Origin of the sequence: Flavobacterium hibernum, from assembly GCF_000832125.1 — a bacterium.
In the GTDB taxonomy this organism is placed as follows: Bacteria; Bacteroidota; Bacteroidia; order Flavobacteriales; family Flavobacteriaceae; genus Flavobacterium; species Flavobacterium hibernum.
The window spans coordinates 280,981-296,842 of sequence record NZ_JPRK01000005.1 but is presented as its reverse complement, the minus strand read 5'-3'; the positions used below and the strand labels follow the sequence as shown (position 1 = coordinate 296,842).

General features: G+C 32.5%; 13 protein-coding genes, 1 tRNA gene and 1 riboswitch. Of the genes, 9 read left to right on the top strand and 5 right to left on the bottom strand.

Features of this window, described 5'->3' with window-relative positions; translation table 11 throughout:
• Positions 1-40: 40 nt before the first annotated feature.
• Together IW18_RS05590 and IW18_RS05585 are read right to left on the bottom strand one after the other, a co-directional pair.
• A complete protein-coding gene (locus IW18_RS05590) occupies positions 41-265 on the bottom strand; it encodes a DUF6814 family protein (protein ID WP_041516594.1) in 225 nt (74 codons plus the stop codon).
• 13 nt (positions 266-278) lie between these two features.
• Entirely contained in the window at positions 279-1,775 is a 1,497-nt protein-coding gene (locus IW18_RS05585; RefSeq protein WP_041516593.1) for an MFS transporter, read from the bottom strand.
• 209 nt (positions 1,776-1,984) lie between these two features.
• On the opposite strand from IW18_RS05585, the gene IW18_RS05580 reads away from it, so the two are divergent.
• Both IW18_RS05580 and IW18_RS05575 read left to right on the top strand, forming a co-directional pair.
• Positions 1,985-2,539, top strand: coding sequence for a hypothetical protein (locus IW18_RS05580; protein ID WP_041516591.1), 555 nt, complete (start codon positions 1,985-1,987; stop codon positions 2,537-2,539).
• Positions 2,540-2,589: 50 nt separating this feature from the next.
• A riboswitch (cobalamin riboswitch) is annotated at positions 2,590-2,781 on the top strand.
• A gap of 318 nt (positions 2,782-3,099) precedes the next feature.
• Positions 3,100-4,416 carry a DUF5074 domain-containing protein gene (locus IW18_RS05575; RefSeq protein WP_041516590.1) on the top strand — a complete coding sequence of 439 codons (1,317 nt, stop codon included), beginning with the start codon at positions 3,100-3,102 and terminating at the stop codon, positions 4,414-4,416.
• A gap of 168 nt (positions 4,417-4,584) precedes the next feature.
• Here the strand turns inward: IW18_RS05575 and IW18_RS05570 are convergent.
• Positions 4,585-4,657, bottom strand: a tRNA-Phe gene (locus IW18_RS05570).
• 100 nt (positions 4,658-4,757) lie between these two features.
• On the opposite strand from IW18_RS05570, the gene IW18_RS05565 reads away from it, so the two are divergent.
• The 6 genes from IW18_RS05565 to IW18_RS05540 all read left to right on the top strand — a co-directional run bounded on the left by IW18_RS05565 (position 4,758) and on the right by IW18_RS05540 (position 10,998).
• The gene (locus IW18_RS05565; protein WP_041516588.1) at positions 4,758-5,492 is read left to right on the top strand and encodes a type III pantothenate kinase; all 735 of its coding nucleotides are present in this window, start codon (positions 4,758-4,760) and stop codon (positions 5,490-5,492) included.
• Positions 5,485-6,717, top strand: a complete 1,233-nt coding sequence (locus IW18_RS05560) for a hypothetical protein (RefSeq protein ID WP_041516587.1) — start codon at positions 5,485-5,487, stop codon at positions 6,715-6,717. Before IW18_RS05565 ends, IW18_RS05560 begins: the two co-directional genes overlap by 8 nt.
• 52 nt (positions 6,718-6,769) lie before the next feature.
• Positions 6,770-7,321, top strand: a complete 552-nt coding sequence (gene lptC, locus IW18_RS05555) for an LPS export ABC transporter periplasmic protein LptC (RefSeq protein WP_041516586.1) — start codon at positions 6,770-6,772, stop codon at positions 7,319-7,321.
• Between the two features lie 12 nt (positions 7,322-7,333).
• On the top strand, positions 7,334-7,528 hold the full coding sequence (locus tag IW18_RS05550; protein ID WP_041516585.1) for a hypothetical protein: 195 nt from the start codon (positions 7,334-7,336) through the stop codon (positions 7,526-7,528).
• A 2-nt stretch (positions 7,529-7,530) separates the two neighbouring features.
• Positions 7,531-8,790 carry a hemolysin family protein gene (locus IW18_RS05545; RefSeq protein WP_041516584.1) on the top strand — a complete coding sequence of 420 codons (1,260 nt, stop codon included), beginning with the start codon at positions 7,531-7,533 and terminating at the stop codon, positions 8,788-8,790.
• A gap of 108 nt (positions 8,791-8,898) precedes the next feature.
• Positions 8,899-10,998 (top strand): peptidylprolyl isomerase, encoded by a 2,100-nt coding sequence (locus IW18_RS05540; RefSeq protein ID WP_041516583.1) that lies wholly within the window; start codon positions 8,899-8,901, stop codon positions 10,996-10,998.
• A 135-nt stretch (positions 10,999-11,133) separates the two neighbouring features.
• On the opposite strand, the gene IW18_RS05535 is transcribed toward IW18_RS05540, so the two are convergent.
• Both IW18_RS05535 and IW18_RS05530 read right to left on the bottom strand, forming a co-directional pair.
• Complete coding sequence (locus IW18_RS05535; RefSeq protein WP_041516581.1) at positions 11,134-12,051, bottom strand: GYDIA family GHMP kinase; 918 nt, start codon at positions 12,049-12,051, stop codon at positions 11,134-11,136.
• Between the two features lie 113 nt (positions 12,052-12,164).
• Positions 12,165-13,481 carry a hydroxymethylglutaryl-CoA reductase, degradative gene (locus IW18_RS05530; RefSeq protein WP_041516580.1) on the bottom strand — a complete coding sequence of 439 codons (1,317 nt, stop codon included), beginning with the start codon at positions 13,479-13,481 and terminating at the stop codon, positions 12,165-12,167.
• A gap of 182 nt (positions 13,482-13,663) precedes the next feature.
• Here IW18_RS05530 and IW18_RS05525 point away from each other — a divergent pair, with 182 nt between their 5' ends.
• Positions 13,664-15,835 carry a S9 family peptidase gene (locus IW18_RS05525; protein WP_041516579.1) on the top strand — a complete coding sequence of 724 codons (2,172 nt, stop codon included), beginning with the start codon at positions 13,664-13,666 and terminating at the stop codon, positions 15,833-15,835.
• Positions 15,836-15,862: the final 27 nt, after the last annotated feature.

Below are 15,862 nucleotides of genomic sequence, written 5' to 3'. Positions count from 1 at the left end.
ATGAAAATAGACAGCCCTTTTATGTTGCAAAAATCGGTTATTATTTTTTCTCGTTATACTCTCCAACTACAGCAAAATAGCCAAAAGTTCCCAATCCTAAAACAATTAACGGAGTAAGAATAAAAAGAATAATAATGCCAAAGACCAAATCGTCTTGTTTGTCTGAAAGTAGTTTAGGTAATCCAAATTCAAAAACGCAAAAATAAGCGGCCGCAACGGCCAGAATAATCCATAAAACGCCTAAAATTTGTTTGATCGCATTCATAAGTTAAAGTGGTTTAGATGTGGTTAGTTTTGTTTTTATTATCAATATAAATCATTCCAATTACAAAGCAAACAGAAGCAATGACAATAGGATACCAAAGTCCGTCAAGGTAAAAATCAGACTTTCCTGAATTCTTGGCGTGTGTTACAAAATAAGTTGAAATGGCAGGAAGTAAACCGCCAAAAATACCATTACCAACATGATAAGGAAGAGACATTGAAGTATATCTAATTTTCGTTGGAAACATTTCTACTAAAAAAGCAGCAATTGGACCATATACCATAGTTACAAATAGAACCTGAATAAAAACCAGTAAAATCAAAGTCCATTCGTCGCTGGAATTAATAGTAATGGAAACGTGACTTTGCGGTTCCTTTTTATCGTTAAACGTTATTTTCTTCTCCACATACGAAGTTTCGTCAGTATAGGTTTTTGAAATTGTGGTAATTAAATCATTATTTTGATTAGTTTCAGTTTTTTCAAGTCTTTTTTCTACAATTTCAGTCTTGTAGTTTACATCAGTAGTGGTATACATCATTTTGTAAATAGGCCTGTAAAATAAAATAGCAAGCAACATTCCGCCCATCATAATATATTTTCGGCCTACTTTATCACTTAGCCATCCAAAGAAAATAAAAAACGGAGTTCCTAATAATAAAGCAATTCCCAATAAACTGTCAACTTGCGAAGAGTCGACATTCATAACCGTTTTCATGAAACTCATCGCATAAAACTGACCAGTATACCAAACAACACCTTGTCCCATAGTTGCTCCAAATAAAGCAAGCAAAACAAATTTTAAGTTATATCTGTTTCCAAAACTTTCCTTAAGTGGATTTGTACTCGTAGTTCCTTCTTTTTTAGCCTTAGCAAATTCAGGAGATTCGTCCATGTTTTTACGAATCAAATACGAAACGCCAACCATTACAATAGAAACCCAAAACGGAACGCGCCATCCCCATGTATCAAAATCTTCTGCCGAAAGCACATTCTTTGTTGCTAAAATTACCATTAGCGAAATAAACAAACCAACCGTAGCAGTAGTCTGAATCCAAGAAGTCCAATATCCTTTTTGTCCCGTAGGAGCATGTTCAGCAACATAAGTGGCCGCACCGCCATATTCTCCACCAAGAGCTAATCCTTGTAATAATCGAAGAATTAAAACCAATAAAGGAGCCAGAAAGCCAATAGTTTCATAACTCGGAATACAGCCAATTAAAAAAGTAGAGCCGCCCATTAATAATAAAGTAGCCATGAAAGTATATTTACGACCAATAATATCACCAAGTCTTCCGAAGAATAAAGCTCCAAAAGGACGAACAACAAATCCTGCTGCAAAAGTGGCCAAAGTCGATAAAAATGCAGCGGTTGGATTATCGCTCGGGAAAAATTTTGTTGAAATTACAACAGCTAAACTTCCAAAAATATAGAAATCGTACCATTCAATCATTGTACCCATTGACGAGGCCGAAATCACTTTCCAAATGCCTTTAGTAGAAGTTTTGCTCATAAAATCTGATGTGTTTTTAATAATAAATAAAATTATTAATTATGATTTTACGAATATAGAAGATATTTTTTTATTTAGTTAATGCTTTTTTAACAAAAAGTGATTGTTTTTTGATTAGTGTAATGTTGTTTGAAATTGTATTCCAAGTGAGAGTATTCGTTATATATTTGATATTGCAGAAAGAAGTATATTTTTAGAATTTATTTACCATGAAAAAAGAAATTAGTCTATTTTTGATTTATCTGATATTGTTGGCTTGTTCATCTCCAAAAAAGATAGTTTCTAATCAGGAAAATTGTAAAGCAGTAATTACCCCGTCAGAAGATTTGATTCTAAATTACAGCAGCTTAATTTCATCTTCTGATTTTAACGTAAAACAATTTGAAGATTTTGATAAAGTAAAAGATGGGATTTTGCTATACAAATGGCAAGAAGGCAGTGGAAGTTCATCATTTTTAATAGTTAATTACGATGAAAAATTTAGTGCTTTTAGCAAAAGTGAAAAATTTAGCAAAGAGGTGAATTTTTCTGTACAAGAAAAAAACGACCTAAAAAGTATCGTTCAAACATTAAAAAAAGAAAGCTATTATCAAAGTTGTGTAATTGTTGAGGGACATTCATCTGTTTATATATTAGTTATTAGGCGTAATGATGAAAATATTCTTCAATATTATTCTCCTTTCATTTCTCCTTATGAAATAAAAACTTCATATGATAATATAAAATCTATTCAGAAAATATTAGGTATAATAGATTATAAATAATTGTTTTTTTATCTTAAAAAAACAAAGAAAACACTAGTTTTGCACCTCAAATTTTAAAAACAGAAATTGGTTGTCATATTGATAAAATATTGACATTAAAAGGGAATTTGGTGTAACTCCAAAACTGTCCCGCAGCTGTAAGCTCATTAACTGAAACCCTTTAATAAGTCACTTTTCATCTAGAAAGGGAAGGCTGGGTGTAGGGAGCAAGTCAGAAGACCTGCCATTTTCATAGTAATAATATAGCTTTCGGGGATTGAAGCTTGAATTAAAAATAATACTAATCGCTTTCCGTGATTATGTATTGTTTGGTTATTCTATTCTCGTAAGTCAAAACTGAATTTATGAGAATCTTTTTTCCTCAAATATTATATCGTAAAAGAAATTTCCTGTGGGAAGTTTTCCTGCTCGATGCCTACATTTTCTTCACAAAAAAATCATTAAAACTTATCGCTGTACCAAATGTTTTGCTTCTTAACAAAAGCAAGCAAAATGCTATATAAAACTTTTTGTTACAATCGATTTTAAAAATTAAGTACTATAATTTTAAATATTTAACAATGAAAAACCATTTTTTTTCCAGACCATTAATCGCAATTGCTTCGTTAATGTTGCTAACAGTTTCATGTAACAATGATGACGATTTTACAGCACCTCCTGCCATAAAAGGAGAACAGCAATTAAAAGATACTTTGACAATTGGAAAAACATTACAATTAAGTTCAAAAATAGCCGATCGAAATAATGTTGTTTTTGAATGGGCAGTCGACGGAAATGTTGTAGGATCTGATTCTACTTATACTTTTAAACCAGAAACAAGAGGTGACTTTAAAATAACAATGACAGCCAAAAATAATGGAGGAAAAGTTTCTCTAACATACGATATTCACACTTTTGGAGCGTATGAAAATGGTTTCTATATGATTAATGAAGGATGGTTTGGGCACGGAACAGGAACAGTTGGTTTTTACAGATATGATACAAAAGCAATAGAAGACAGTGTTTTTGTAAAAGTAAATCCTGATAAAAATCTAAAGCCAGAATCGTCAACATTAGAATTTGGAACAATTTTTAATAAAAAACTATTTTTAGTTTCCAAAGTGGGCGGACCTGTTGTGGTAGCAGATGCTTATTCGCTAAAAGAAGAAAAAAGAATTCCTGCTCAAGGCGGAAATGACTGGCGTGCAGTAGTAGGTATTGATGAGAATCAAGCGTTATTAACTTCAAGTAAAGGAATCTTCAAGCTTAATCTTAACACAATGACATTAAATGGTCAAATAGAAGGCGTTACAGGACAAGTGGGAGATATCGTAAAAGCTAATGGTTACATTTTTGCATTATCTTCTTCAAAAGGAGTGATTGTTATTAATGCTTCGACATTGGTTGTCGAAAAAACGATTCCAAGTATGGTTCTGGGATTTGCAGTAACCGACGATAAAAAAGTTTGGGCAGCAGGAGGTAAAAAACTGATAAGTATAGATTCAAATACGCTTGAAGTAAAAGAAATTGCAATAGGATTTCAAGCCTACGGAAGTTGGGGAGCATGGCATCCAGGATCTATTGTAGCAGCTAAAAACAATGTTTTTATTGCTAAAAATGGAAGTTTTAGCGGTGGTAAAGAAATTTATAAATATAATGGAGATGAAGCTTCATTGGCAACACCTTTTATTACATTGACACAATCTAATATACTATACGGCGCAGGAATTGGTTACGATCGAAAGAAAAATTCTTTGGTAGTAAATACAGTTAATGAGGGATTTGGAACAAATTTCGCAATCAATAATCTTTATTTGTTCAATGCTGACTCAGGTGTTAAGAAAGAAACGATAAGTTTTTCTGGATATTATTTCCCTGCAGTTTCTGTATTTCATTAATAGTTTATTTTAACCGCAAAGGGCACAAAACAAAAAACGCAAAGGTTCACAAAGTTTAATTTAAAACTTTGCAAACCTTTTGCTTAAATCCTAGCGTACTTTGGGTTTAAATTTTTAACGAAATTATTAAAAACAAAAAACCCGAATATTGCTATTCGGGTTTAACGGTGGTGCCTCCAGGGATCGAACCAGGGACACATGGATTTTCAGTCCATTGCTCTACCATCTGAGCTAAGGCACCGTGCTCATTGCGGGTGCAAATATAGAATCATTTTTCGTTTATCCAAAACATTTTTTTAAAAAAATCAATTCGTATCTTCGCAAAGGTAAAAAAACAAACTATGATTTTAACGGTTGACGTTGGTAATACTCGAATTAAAGCTGCTGTTTTTGAGGGAAGTAATATTCTTGAAAAGTTTATTTTTGAGAAAAATGAGCTCGAAAAAAATATTGAAAAAATTTTAGAAAAATTTCAAAATTGTTCCGATTTGGTTGTGGCGTCCGTTGGAAATATCGAAAAACAATCTTTTCTGAATTTCGAAAATCAACTTAAAATTCATTTTTTGACACATGAAGATCTGTTTCCATTTGTAAATAAATATGCAACCCCAAAAACTTTAGGAATTGACCGAATGGTTTTGGCTGCCGGAGCAACCCTTCAGTTTCCCAAACAAAACAGATTAATAATAGATGCAGGAACTTGCATTACCTACGATTTTATCGACGAAAATGATAATTATTTGGGCGGAGCAATTTCACCAGGCCTCAGATTGCGATATGAAGCGCTGCATAACTACACGGCCAAGTTGCCTTTGCTAACATTTGAAGAGCCCGAATTATATATAGGAAACTCAACAAAACAGGCAATTCATTCCGGAGTTGTCAATGGGTTCGTCTATGAGATTGACGGTTTTATCGATGAATATCGAACAAACTTTTCAAATTTTATAATAATTTTAACGGGAGGAGATGCAGATTTTTTGGCTAAACGATTAAAAAATACCATATTTGCCAATTCAAATTTCCTTTTGGAGAGTTTGAACCAAACATTTCAATATAAAATCGACAATGATTAAAAAAATTATAGTAAGCGCTTGTTTGCTTATCTCGTTCGTTTCATTCGCTCAACAGGGTACCGCTTCACCTTATTCTTTTTTTGGAATTGGTGATGTAAGATTTAAGGGAACTCTTGAAAACAGGTCTATGGCCGGAGTTTCAGTTGAGCAAGATAGTATTCACTTGAATATTGAAAACCCATCAAGTTATGCTAGTTTGAGACAAACAACTTTTACTGTTGGAGGATCTTTTGGTTCATCAAAATTTAAAACAGATACACAATCAGAAAAAGCGCAACGTGCTACATTTGATTATTTGGCATTAGGAATCCCAATGGGAAAATTTGGAGCAGCGTTTGGTTTAGTTCCGGTAACTTCAGTAGGATATAAAATTCGAAACGACAATACAGCTACCGAAGGAGCAACAAGTTCTCAACTTGAAGGTAAAGGTGGAGTAAATAAAGTGTTTTTTGGTTTAGGATATAAAATTAGACCAAATTGGAATATTGGAGCAGATGCACAATATAACTTTGGTAAAATTACAACGACAAGTTTAGAGCTTGTGACTGGTGTTCAAAATGCAACAACAGAAACCAATACATCAGAATTATCAGGTGTTAGCTTTAATATTGGTACAATGTATCAAACAAAAATTGATAAAAAGTTAACCTTGTTCACAAGTTTGAACTACACATTTGCGAGCACACTAAGTTCACATAACTCAAGAGTTATTGCCGTAACAACAGATCCTGATCCTTATGTGGTTCCGTCAACAGATACAGATTTAAAATTGCCAAACAAAGTTACATTTGGCGCAGGTATTGGGCAGCCTAGAAAATGGTTAGTAGGTACTACAATGTCTTTTCAAGGTAATGGACAACTTGCAAATTATTACAACTCAGCAGATAATGTGCGTTACGAAAAATATCAAAAATATGCTGTAGGTGGATATTTTATTCCTAATTATGCATCTTTTACAAGTTACTTGAGCAGAATAACGTATAGAGCAGGTTTAAAATACGAGAAAATTGGTTTAGTAGTTAATAATCAAGATATCAATGATATTGGTATGAACCTTGGAGCTGGAATTCCGCTAGGAAATGGATCTTTCTCAAATGTAAACGTAGGTTTAGAATTTGGTAAAAGAGGTACAATGACAGCGAATTTAGTTCAGGAGAATTATTTCAATTTTAGCTTAAGTTTCTCTTTTAACGACAGATGGTTCGTGAAAAGTAAATTCAATTAAGCATAAGTCTTTATGTTTTTATAAGCTCAGTACAATTTACTACATTTGGCAAATGAATTTACCAAAGAGATATATTATAGCAGTTGTCACAGTTTTTACTGTGACACTGTTTTTTGGATGCGAAAGTAACTTTAAAGAAGTTCAGAAAATTAACTTCTCAGAGTTCGTTCCAGGAAGTGATGCAGATACAGTTAATATCAAATACACAGACTCCGGACTAATAACAGGTATTCTTAAAAGTCCAAAAATGCTGGATTATTCTAATCTTGAATTTCCTTTTACAGAATTCCCAAAAGGATTAGATGTAGTATTATATGATAAAAAACAAAAGCGTACTTTTATCAGAGCCGATTATTCTGTTTCATATAAACCAACAAGTGTAATAGATTTGCAGGGAAAGGTGAAAATTACATCAGAAACCGGGCAAATGCTTGAAACGGAGCAATTGTATTTTGATCAGATAAATGAATGGTTTTATACCGAAAGAAAATTTAAACTTACAGATGCGAAAGGAGTTTCGTACGGACAAGGAATAGATTTTAGTAAAGATTTTAAAGTGATTAACTCGCAACGCGTAAGTGGCGAAATTGAATCAAACGAATAAAAAAATACGATTATGGGTTACATGAAATATACACAATATGTTTACGTAGTATTTGCGCTCTACTTTATATATAGCGGATTTACAAAGATGAACGATGGAACCGATACTGCGGTTTTGCACTTTGCAATTGCAGGTCTGGCGATGTTTATGTTTTTCTTTAGAAGAAGATTTCTCAAGAAATTTGAGGATCGTAATAAAAAACAATAAAAATGGAAATTAGTATTATAATACTATGTTTAATACTATCAGCCTTTTTTTCGGGAATGGAAATAGCTTTTATTTCTTCGAACAAAATTTATCTTGAGATTGAAAAAAAACAAGATAATTTTATTTCACGAATTCTAACAAAACTTACAGAGAATCCTTCAAAGTTTATTGCTGCAATGCTTATTGGTAACAATGTAGCTTTAGTTGTTTACGGATTCTATATGGGAGATTTGATTTTGAAATGGATCATTAATTTGGGATTTCATTTTTCAGATCTTTCCAGTTTGTTGTTTCAGACCATACTTTCGACTTTTTTGGTTTTAATAACGGCTGAATTTTTCCCTAAAGTCTTTTTTCAAATATATGCCAATTCATTAATTAAGTTTTTTGCACTTCCGGCCTATTTGTTTTACAGATTGTTTTATTACATCTCTACTTTTTTTATATGGATTTCGGATTTTGTTTTGCGAAAATTTTTCAAGACAGAAGGCGATCAGGTTCAGTTGTATTTTAGTAAAATAGAACTTGGTAACTATATCACCGAGCAAATGAATTCTGTTGAAGATGATGAGGAAGTTGATTCTGAAATTCAGATTTTTCAAAATGCATTAGAATTTTCAGGTGTAAAAGCCCGCGATATTATGACGCCCCGTACAGAGATTGTCGATATCGATTTGTTTGACACTGTAACTGATCTTAAAGAGCTGTTTATCGAAACGGGATACTCCAAAATAGTAGTCAGTCAAAATTCACTTGACGATATTGTGGGTTACGTGCATTCGTTTGATTTATTTAAAAAGCCAAAAACAATAAAATCAGTTTTAATGACTGTTGAATTTGTTCCGGAAACAATTTTGATAAAAGACGCATTGAATTTGTTGATTAAAAAACGAAAAAATGTAGCCGTAGTTTTGGATGAATATGGTGGAACTGCTGGAATAATTACAATAGAAGATATTGTTGAAGAGCTTTTTGGAGAGATCGAAGACGAGCATGACTTAGACGAAGAATTAATTGAACAAGAGTTAGGTGAGGGCAAGTATTTGTTTTCAACTCGTTTAGATGTTGAGTATTTAAATGAAGCTTATAAATTAATGATTCCTGAAGAAGATTCCTACGGAACTCTTGGCGGTTTTATTGTAAATCATACCAAAGAAATCCCTCAAAAAGGAGAAGAAATAGTAATTGATAACTATCATTTTGTGATAGAAGAGGCTACAAATAAGAAAATCGAATTGGTCAAATTGACAATAAAAGAGTGATTTTTTAAATTAATAAAAAAAATTGTGTAAAATAAAACGCTAGTTGTATTGTTATTAACTAGATAATTGTATTTTCGCAAACTGAATATAAAATTAACGATAATAAAAATGGCAGTTTTAGCAAAAATTAGACAGCGTTCCGCTTTATTGATAGGTGTTATTGCACTTGCATTATTTGCATTTATAATAGAAGGTATTTTTACTTCTAAAGGTGGCGGAGCTAGTGCCAAAGATGTGGGAAGCATCGATGGAAAAGATATCGCATTTGAAGACTTTAGAGTTAAAGTTAGTAATGTTGAAAAAAGTGGTCAAGGAATTTCTTCCACTGAAGCTGCAAACAGAGTTTGGGATCAAGAAGTTTCAATTGCATTATTGTCTGCTCAGTTTGATAAATTAGGATTAAGAGTTGGTGAAAAACACTTACTTGAAGTTTTAAAAGCAGATCCAAATATTGGTAAAAATCCAATGTTTTTAAATTCTGCAGGAATGTTTGATGTGGCTAAGTTTAAAGAATACTTTAAAACTAATCCTGAAGCAGCACAGTATATTTCTGAGAAAGAAAAAGATGCTGAATTAAATGCAAAATTCCAAATCTACAATACATTAGTAAAATCTGGACTTTACACAACTACAAGTGAAGGAAAGTTGAAATATGAAATGGAAGCTAACAAAGTAAGCTTTGCTTATGCTGGCGCATTATATTCTTCTATTAAAGATAGCGATGTAAAAATTTCTGATTCAGAAATTGTAGATTACATGAAGAAAAACGAGAAAAAATTTAAAGCAGATGCAACTCGTGAAATTCAATACGTTTTAGTAGAAGATAAAGCTTCAAAAGAAGACGAAGCTGAAATTAAAGCTAAAATCACAGCATTACTAAACGGAAGAGTAGAGTACAATGCTAAAACAGGTAAAAATGATACTTTGCCAGGTTTTAAAAGTGCTACAAACATTGCAGAATTTGTAAATTCAAATTCTGATGTTCCTTACGATTCAACATACGTTCCTAAAAATGCTTTACCAGCAGTAGACGCTGATAAATTATTCAGTTTGCCTACAGGTGCAATTTACGGACCATACGTTTTTGGAAGATATTATGCAATCTCTAAATCTTTAGGATTTAAGGCAGGAGTTAATGCGAAAGCAAGTCATATCTTAATTGGATATGAAGGATCACAAACTCCAAATGCAAAAGAAAAAAGAACTAAAGAAGAAGCTAAAGCTAAAGCAGAAGAAATTCTTGCTCAAGTTCAAGCAAATCCAGATAGTTTCATGATGTTGGCTTTTACAAGTTCTGATGATTCATCTGCACAACAAGGTGGTGATTTAGGATATTTTGGTCCTAACCAAATGGTAAAACCATTCAATGATTTTGTATTCAACAACGGAATTGGTAAAGTTGGTTTAGTTGAAACTCCTTTCGGTTTCCACATTATCAAAATTACAGATAAACAAGACGGAATTCGTTTAGCTACAATCGCTCAAAAAATTGAGCCATCTGAAGCTACTTCTGATAAAGTATTTACATTAGCAACTAAGTTTGAAATGGATGCTGCTAATAAAGATTTTGCTGCTACTGCAAAAGAATTAGGTTTAAAAGTTGCTGCTCCAGTAACTGCAAAAGCAATGGATGAGCAATTTGGTCCTCTAGGAAACCAACGTAACATCATTAGATGGGCGTTTGACAAAGAAACTAGTGTTGGAGATGTAAAACGTTTTGAATTAGCTAATATTGGTCACGTAATTGCACAATACAAAAGCGAAAACAAATCTGGTTTAGTATCTGTAACATTGGCTAGACCTTATGTTGAGTCAATCTTGAAAAACAAGAAAAAAGCTGAAATGCTAAAAGCTAAAATGACAGGTTCTACACTTGAGGCTATGGCTAAAAGTGCTGGTGTAGCTGTTCAGCAAGCAGCTGATGTAACTATGGATAACCCAGTTTTACCTGGTGGAGTTGGTCAAGAGCCTAAAGTTGTTGGTAATGCATTTGCATTAGCTGCAAATAAAGTTTCTGCTCCAATTGAAGGAAATACAGGAGTATATGTTGTTAAAAACATTAAAACTGTAAAAGCACCTGCTCTTCCTAATCATGCCGAATATGTTGCTAAAGTAAAAGCTCAAAGCGCATCTGATGCAAGTAGAATTTTGCCAGCATTGAAAGCTAACGCTAAAATTGAAGATAACAGATTACAATTTAACTACTAGTTTTTAGTAAGTAAATAAAAATATAAAACCCGAAACGTTCCTTTGAATGTTTCGGGTTTTTTTATGGGTTTAATTTTAAGTAAAATCTTTGTTGAAGTATTTAAACTTTGAGAAAGTAAATAATGTGAACTTATTTTAAATCAAAATCATTTCGTTATAAGAAAGAATTGTTTCATATCCTTTTGCTGTAAAATAATCTTTTGGATTCTCTTTTGAAACTGCCATTACAAAATCTCCGCCCCAAGCTCCCAAGCTTTTTATAACACCACTAAAATCTGAAAAAGCGATTTCTTGTATGGTTTCTAATTCTAAAATATTACTTAGATGAATTTCGTGTTTTTCTAAAGCTATCGCAAATTCCTTTACTGTTTTTGCATTTAGAACAGCATTGGTAATCTTATTATTATCAGTAATATTTTGTGCTAGGTTTTGATTCTTATTGTTGTAATACGCTTTAATAGCTGCTTTGCTGTTCTGTTTTTTGTTAAGGTAAACAAAATGAATGTTTTGTGCGAAATCAGGATTAAAATCTACGGCTTCAACCAATGGTGAATTTTGTTCTAATTGATAAATAATAGGAGTATTATTTTGTGCACATGCAATATCATAACCACTTCCGCCAAAGCTGTTTTTAAGCAATGTAAAAGCATCAATTTTTGCCCATTGCGCAATATTGTTTAATAAGGTAGAAGATGTTCCGAGTCCCCAATTTTTCGGGAATGTTAGTTGTGTGCTAATCTTGTAACCTTCAGAAGTATTTATAAAATCTGGATTTAATACATAAGCTTCGTGCAAAATTTCAATTAAAGTCGTTTTTACAGTCTCAATTTCAGATTTTGGATTGTTAATGATTTCAGAGAAAGTGATCGTGTCGTCGAACCAAAGATGTTTGTCAAAATCATAGCTTTTCCATTGAATTTCTTGATTTGAACCATTTTCTACAATTAGATTTTGTCCAAATTTTGTTGGTAACGCAAAAGCTTTAGCGCCATCCAGAACTAGATATTCGCCGGTAATTAAAAGTTTTCCGTTACTATAAAAGGTTGTTTTCATGCTTCAATTTTAAAATAAATTCCAATCCTGAAACGTCGGTATAAAACTCAAAATCCCACAATTGGAATTTGGAGTTTTATTCGCCAACCATAATATTTGGAATTTAGTATTTTTTATTTTTTTCTAAGATTTTCAATAAACTCCACTACGGCACTGTGAGAAACAGCATTTTTCTTAAAGTGAGATTTAATTAAATGACGCTCATCTTCCGTCGCTTCAAATTGATTGATGATGTTGTTTAAGTGCATTTTCATGTGACCTTCCTGAATTCCGGTTGTGGTTAATGATCGTAATGCAGCAAAATTTTGTGCCAAACCGGCAACTGCAACAATTTCCATTAATTCTTTTGCTGACGGTTTTTCGAGTATCTCAAAACATAATTTTACTAACGGATGTAATGAAGTTAATCCGCCTACAGTTCCTAAAGCTAAAGGAATTTCAAGCCAGAAAGTAAAAATTCCGTTTTCAATTTTAGCGTGAGATAAACTTGCATATTGACCATTTTTTGAGGCGTAAGCATGAACTCCGGCTTCTACGGCTCTAAAATCATTTCCTGTTGCCAGAATTACAGCGTCAACCCCGTTCATGATTCCTTTGTTGTGCGTTACAGCTCTAAAAGGCTCTACTTCGGCAATTTGAACAGCCTGTAAAAAACGCTCAGCAAATTCTTGTGGATTTGGGATGTGTTTTTCGGCTAAATCTTCAATCGGGCAAGAAACTTCGGCTCTTACAACACAATTTGGAACATAATTCGATAAAATACTCATGATAACTTTCACAGTTTCATCTTCTGAAAATAAATCAGAATTATGAGCTTCTTCTTTTAAAGTCGTTGCAAATTGTTCTAAACAAGAGTTAATAAAGTTTGCGCCCATACTATCTTTAGTTTCAAAAGTAGCATGAAGTTGGAAATAGTTTTCTAGTAAACTTCTCTTATCTTTTAATTTTATATCCAGAATACCGCCGCCACGTTGTTGCATGTTTTTAGTAATGCTTTGAGTGTCAGAGAAAAATTTAGGTTTAATTTGATCAAAGAACGATTGCAGTTTTTCTGCGTCTCCGTTAAATGTAAAATGAACTTGTCCTATTTTTTCAGTGGCAATTACTGTAGCTTTAAAACCACCTCTTGTAGACCAATATTTTGCTGCTTTTGATGCTGCTGCAACAACAGAGCTTTCTTCAATAGCCATCGGAATAGTTTTGTATTTTCCGTTGATAAGGAAGTTAGGAGCAACTCCAAGAGGGATATATAGATTTGTAATGGTGTTTTCGATGAATTCATCATGCAATTGTTGAAGCTTCTCGTCTGAATTCCAGTAATTTCTTATAATATTTAGCGCTTCTTCAGGCTTTGAAAAGTAAGTATTGGCAATCCAGTTAGTTTTTTCTTTTTTGGATAATTTAGAAAATCCGGCAACAGCGTTGTTCATTCTCAGTATTTTAAATAATAAAGTTGCAGCAAAGATACCATTTTAAGAGTTTTATATGCAATCTATTTGAAATTTGAAATTTACGCAAACGTTATTTTTTTTAACATTTAACACATGAAATGTGTATTATGTTCATTTTTTTTACTAAAATTGGGCTCTTTTTTATATTTAAAATAATTCTAATGAATACAAGTAAAATTACTGTTATTTTTTTGTTTTTAGTTGCTACCGTTTTTGGTCAACAAAAAATTACTGTTGAGAATATTTATAGCGGTGCATTTCGTGCAAAGGGAATGACTGAATTGCAATCATTAAAGAATACAGATCAATATACGGTCTTAAATGTAGATCAGGCAAGTAGAACGATGCAAATTGATTTATATGATTTTGCTACGTTAAAAAAAGTGTCTAATTTAATTGATACTAAAAACCATAAGCAACTTGCTGACGGAATTGATAGTTATACTTTTGATGCTTCAGAAAAAAAGATTTTAATTGCGTGCAATACCAATCATATCTTTCGTCACTCGTTTACAGCAGATTATTTTTTATATGACATCGCTGCAAAATCCCTAACTAAACTATTTGATTTTCAGGTTCAGGAGCCAACTTTCTCACCTGATGGAACTAAAATCGCTTATGCTAAAGAAAATAATCTTTATGTATATGATTTAGCTTCAAAAAAATCGACAGCAGTTACTACTGATGGAAAGAAAAATGCAATCATTAATGGTATTACGGATTGGGTTTATGAAGAAGAGTTTGCTTTTGTAAGAGCTTTTGATTGGAGTAAAGACAGTAAAAAATTGGCTTATATTCGTTTTGATGAAAGTGCAGTTCCGGAATTTTCAATGTCTATCTTTCAAAAAGATTTGTATCCAACAATTGAAACTTTTAAATATCCAAAAGCAGGAGAAAAAAATTCGTTAGTTTCACTACATATATATGATGCGGCTGCAAATGCAACTAAAAAAGTTGATTTAGGAAATTATAATGACTTCTACATTGCAAGATTGCAATGGACAAACGAAAATAATACCTTATCTGCTCAGGTTTTAAACCGTCACCAGGATAATCTTGATTTGTTGTTTATTGATGGAACAACTGCTGCTGCAAAAGTAGTTTTGAATGAAAAAGACAAAGCTTATGTTGATGTGACAGATAATTTGACTTTCTTAAAAGATAATAGCTTTATTTGGACAAGCGAAAAAGATGGTTTCAATCATATTTACGTTTATGATAAAACCGGAAAATTAAAAAATCAGGTTACAAAAGGAAACTGGGAAGTAACTTCATACTACGGTTTCGACGAAAAAACAAAAACGGTTTTCTATCAATCTACAGAAAACGGTTCTATTAACAGAGATATTTACAGAATAGGTTTAGACGGGAAAAACAAAGTACGTTTGTCTAAAAACACAGGAACTAATGCGGCAACTTTTAGTCCAAACTTCCAATTCTTTATTAATACATTCTCAAGTGCTTCTCAGCCTACAACTTATACTTTAAACGAGGCTAAAACTGGAAAAGAAATTCAGGTTATCGAAAACAATGAGGCTCTTGCAGCTAAATTGAAAGCGTATAACTTACCAACAAAAGAGTTTTTTGTTTTAAAAACGGCTAAAGGAAACGAACTTAATGCATGGATTTTAAAACCAAAAGATTTTGATCCTTCTAAAAAATATCCAGTTTTCATGTACCAATATTCTGGTCCGGGATCTCAACAAGTAAATAACGATTGGAACAATACTGACGATTATTGGTTTGCTTCTTTAACACAACAAGGATATATCGTTGCTTGCGTTGATGGAAGAGGAACTGGTTTTAAAGGTGCTGATTTCAAAAAAGTAACTCAAAAAGAATTAGGAAAATACGAAGTTCAGGATCAAATTGATGCTGCAAAAGTAATTGGAGCTTATTCTTATGTAGATGCTTCAAGAATTGGAATCTTCGGTTGGAGCTATGGTGGATTTATGGCTTCAAACTGTATTTTTCAAGGGAATGATATTTTCAAAATGGCAATTGCTGTTGCTCCGGTTACAAACTGGCGTTTTTATGATAGTGTTTACACAGAAAGATACATGCAAACTCCACAAGAAAATGCGAGCGGATACGATCAAAACTCTCCAATAAATCACGTAGATAAATTAAAAGGTAAGTTTTTATTGATTCACGGATCTGCAGATGACAACGTTCACGTACAGAACTCTATGCAAATGATGGAAGCTTTAATTCAGGCAAACAAACAATTTGATTCTCAGATATATCCAGATAAAAACCATGGTATTTACGGTGGGAAAACGAGAATTCAGCTTTATAATAAAATGACTAACTTTATCAAAGAAAACTTATAATTAAAACTTTAAACCTTAAAATAAATA

Bases quoted from the DNA above. Each gene is read 5' to 3' on its own strand.
- IW18_RS05590 (WP_041516594.1), bottom strand. From the start codon at position 265: ATGAATGCGATCAAACAAATTTTAGGCGTTTTATGGATTATTCTGGCC.
- IW18_RS05585 (WP_041516593.1), bottom strand. From the start codon at position 1,775: ATGAGCAAAACTTCTACTAAAGGCATTTGGAAAGTGATTTCGGCCTCG.
- IW18_RS05580 (WP_041516591.1), top strand. From the start codon at position 1,985: ATGAAAAAAGAAATTAGTCTATTTTTGATTTATCTGATATTGTTGGCT.
- IW18_RS05575 (WP_041516590.1), top strand. From the start codon at position 3,100: ATGAAAAACCATTTTTTTTCCAGACCATTAATCGCAATTGCTTCGTTA.
- IW18_RS05565 (WP_041516588.1), top strand. From the start codon at position 4,758: ATGATTTTAACGGTTGACGTTGGTAATACTCGAATTAAAGCTGCTGTT.
- IW18_RS05560 (WP_041516587.1), top strand. From the start codon at position 5,485: ATGATTAAAAAAATTATAGTAAGCGCTTGTTTGCTTATCTCGTTCGTT.
- lptC (WP_041516586.1), top strand. From the start codon at position 6,770: ATGAATTTACCAAAGAGATATATTATAGCAGTTGTCACAGTTTTTACT.
- IW18_RS05550 (WP_041516585.1), top strand. From the start codon at position 7,334: ATGGGTTACATGAAATATACACAATATGTTTACGTAGTATTTGCGCTC.
- IW18_RS05545 (WP_041516584.1), top strand. From the start codon at position 7,531: ATGGAAATTAGTATTATAATACTATGTTTAATACTATCAGCCTTTTTT.
- IW18_RS05540 (WP_041516583.1), top strand. From the start codon at position 8,899: ATGGCAGTTTTAGCAAAAATTAGACAGCGTTCCGCTTTATTGATAGGT.
- IW18_RS05535 (WP_041516581.1), bottom strand. From the start codon at position 12,051: ATGAAAACAACCTTTTATAGTAACGGAAAACTTTTAATTACCGGCGAA.
- IW18_RS05530 (WP_041516580.1), bottom strand. From the start codon at position 13,481: ATGAACAACGCTGTTGCCGGATTTTCTAAATTATCCAAAAAAGAAAAA.
- IW18_RS05525 (WP_041516579.1), top strand. From the start codon at position 13,664: ATGAATACAAGTAAAATTACTGTTATTTTTTTGTTTTTAGTTGCTACC.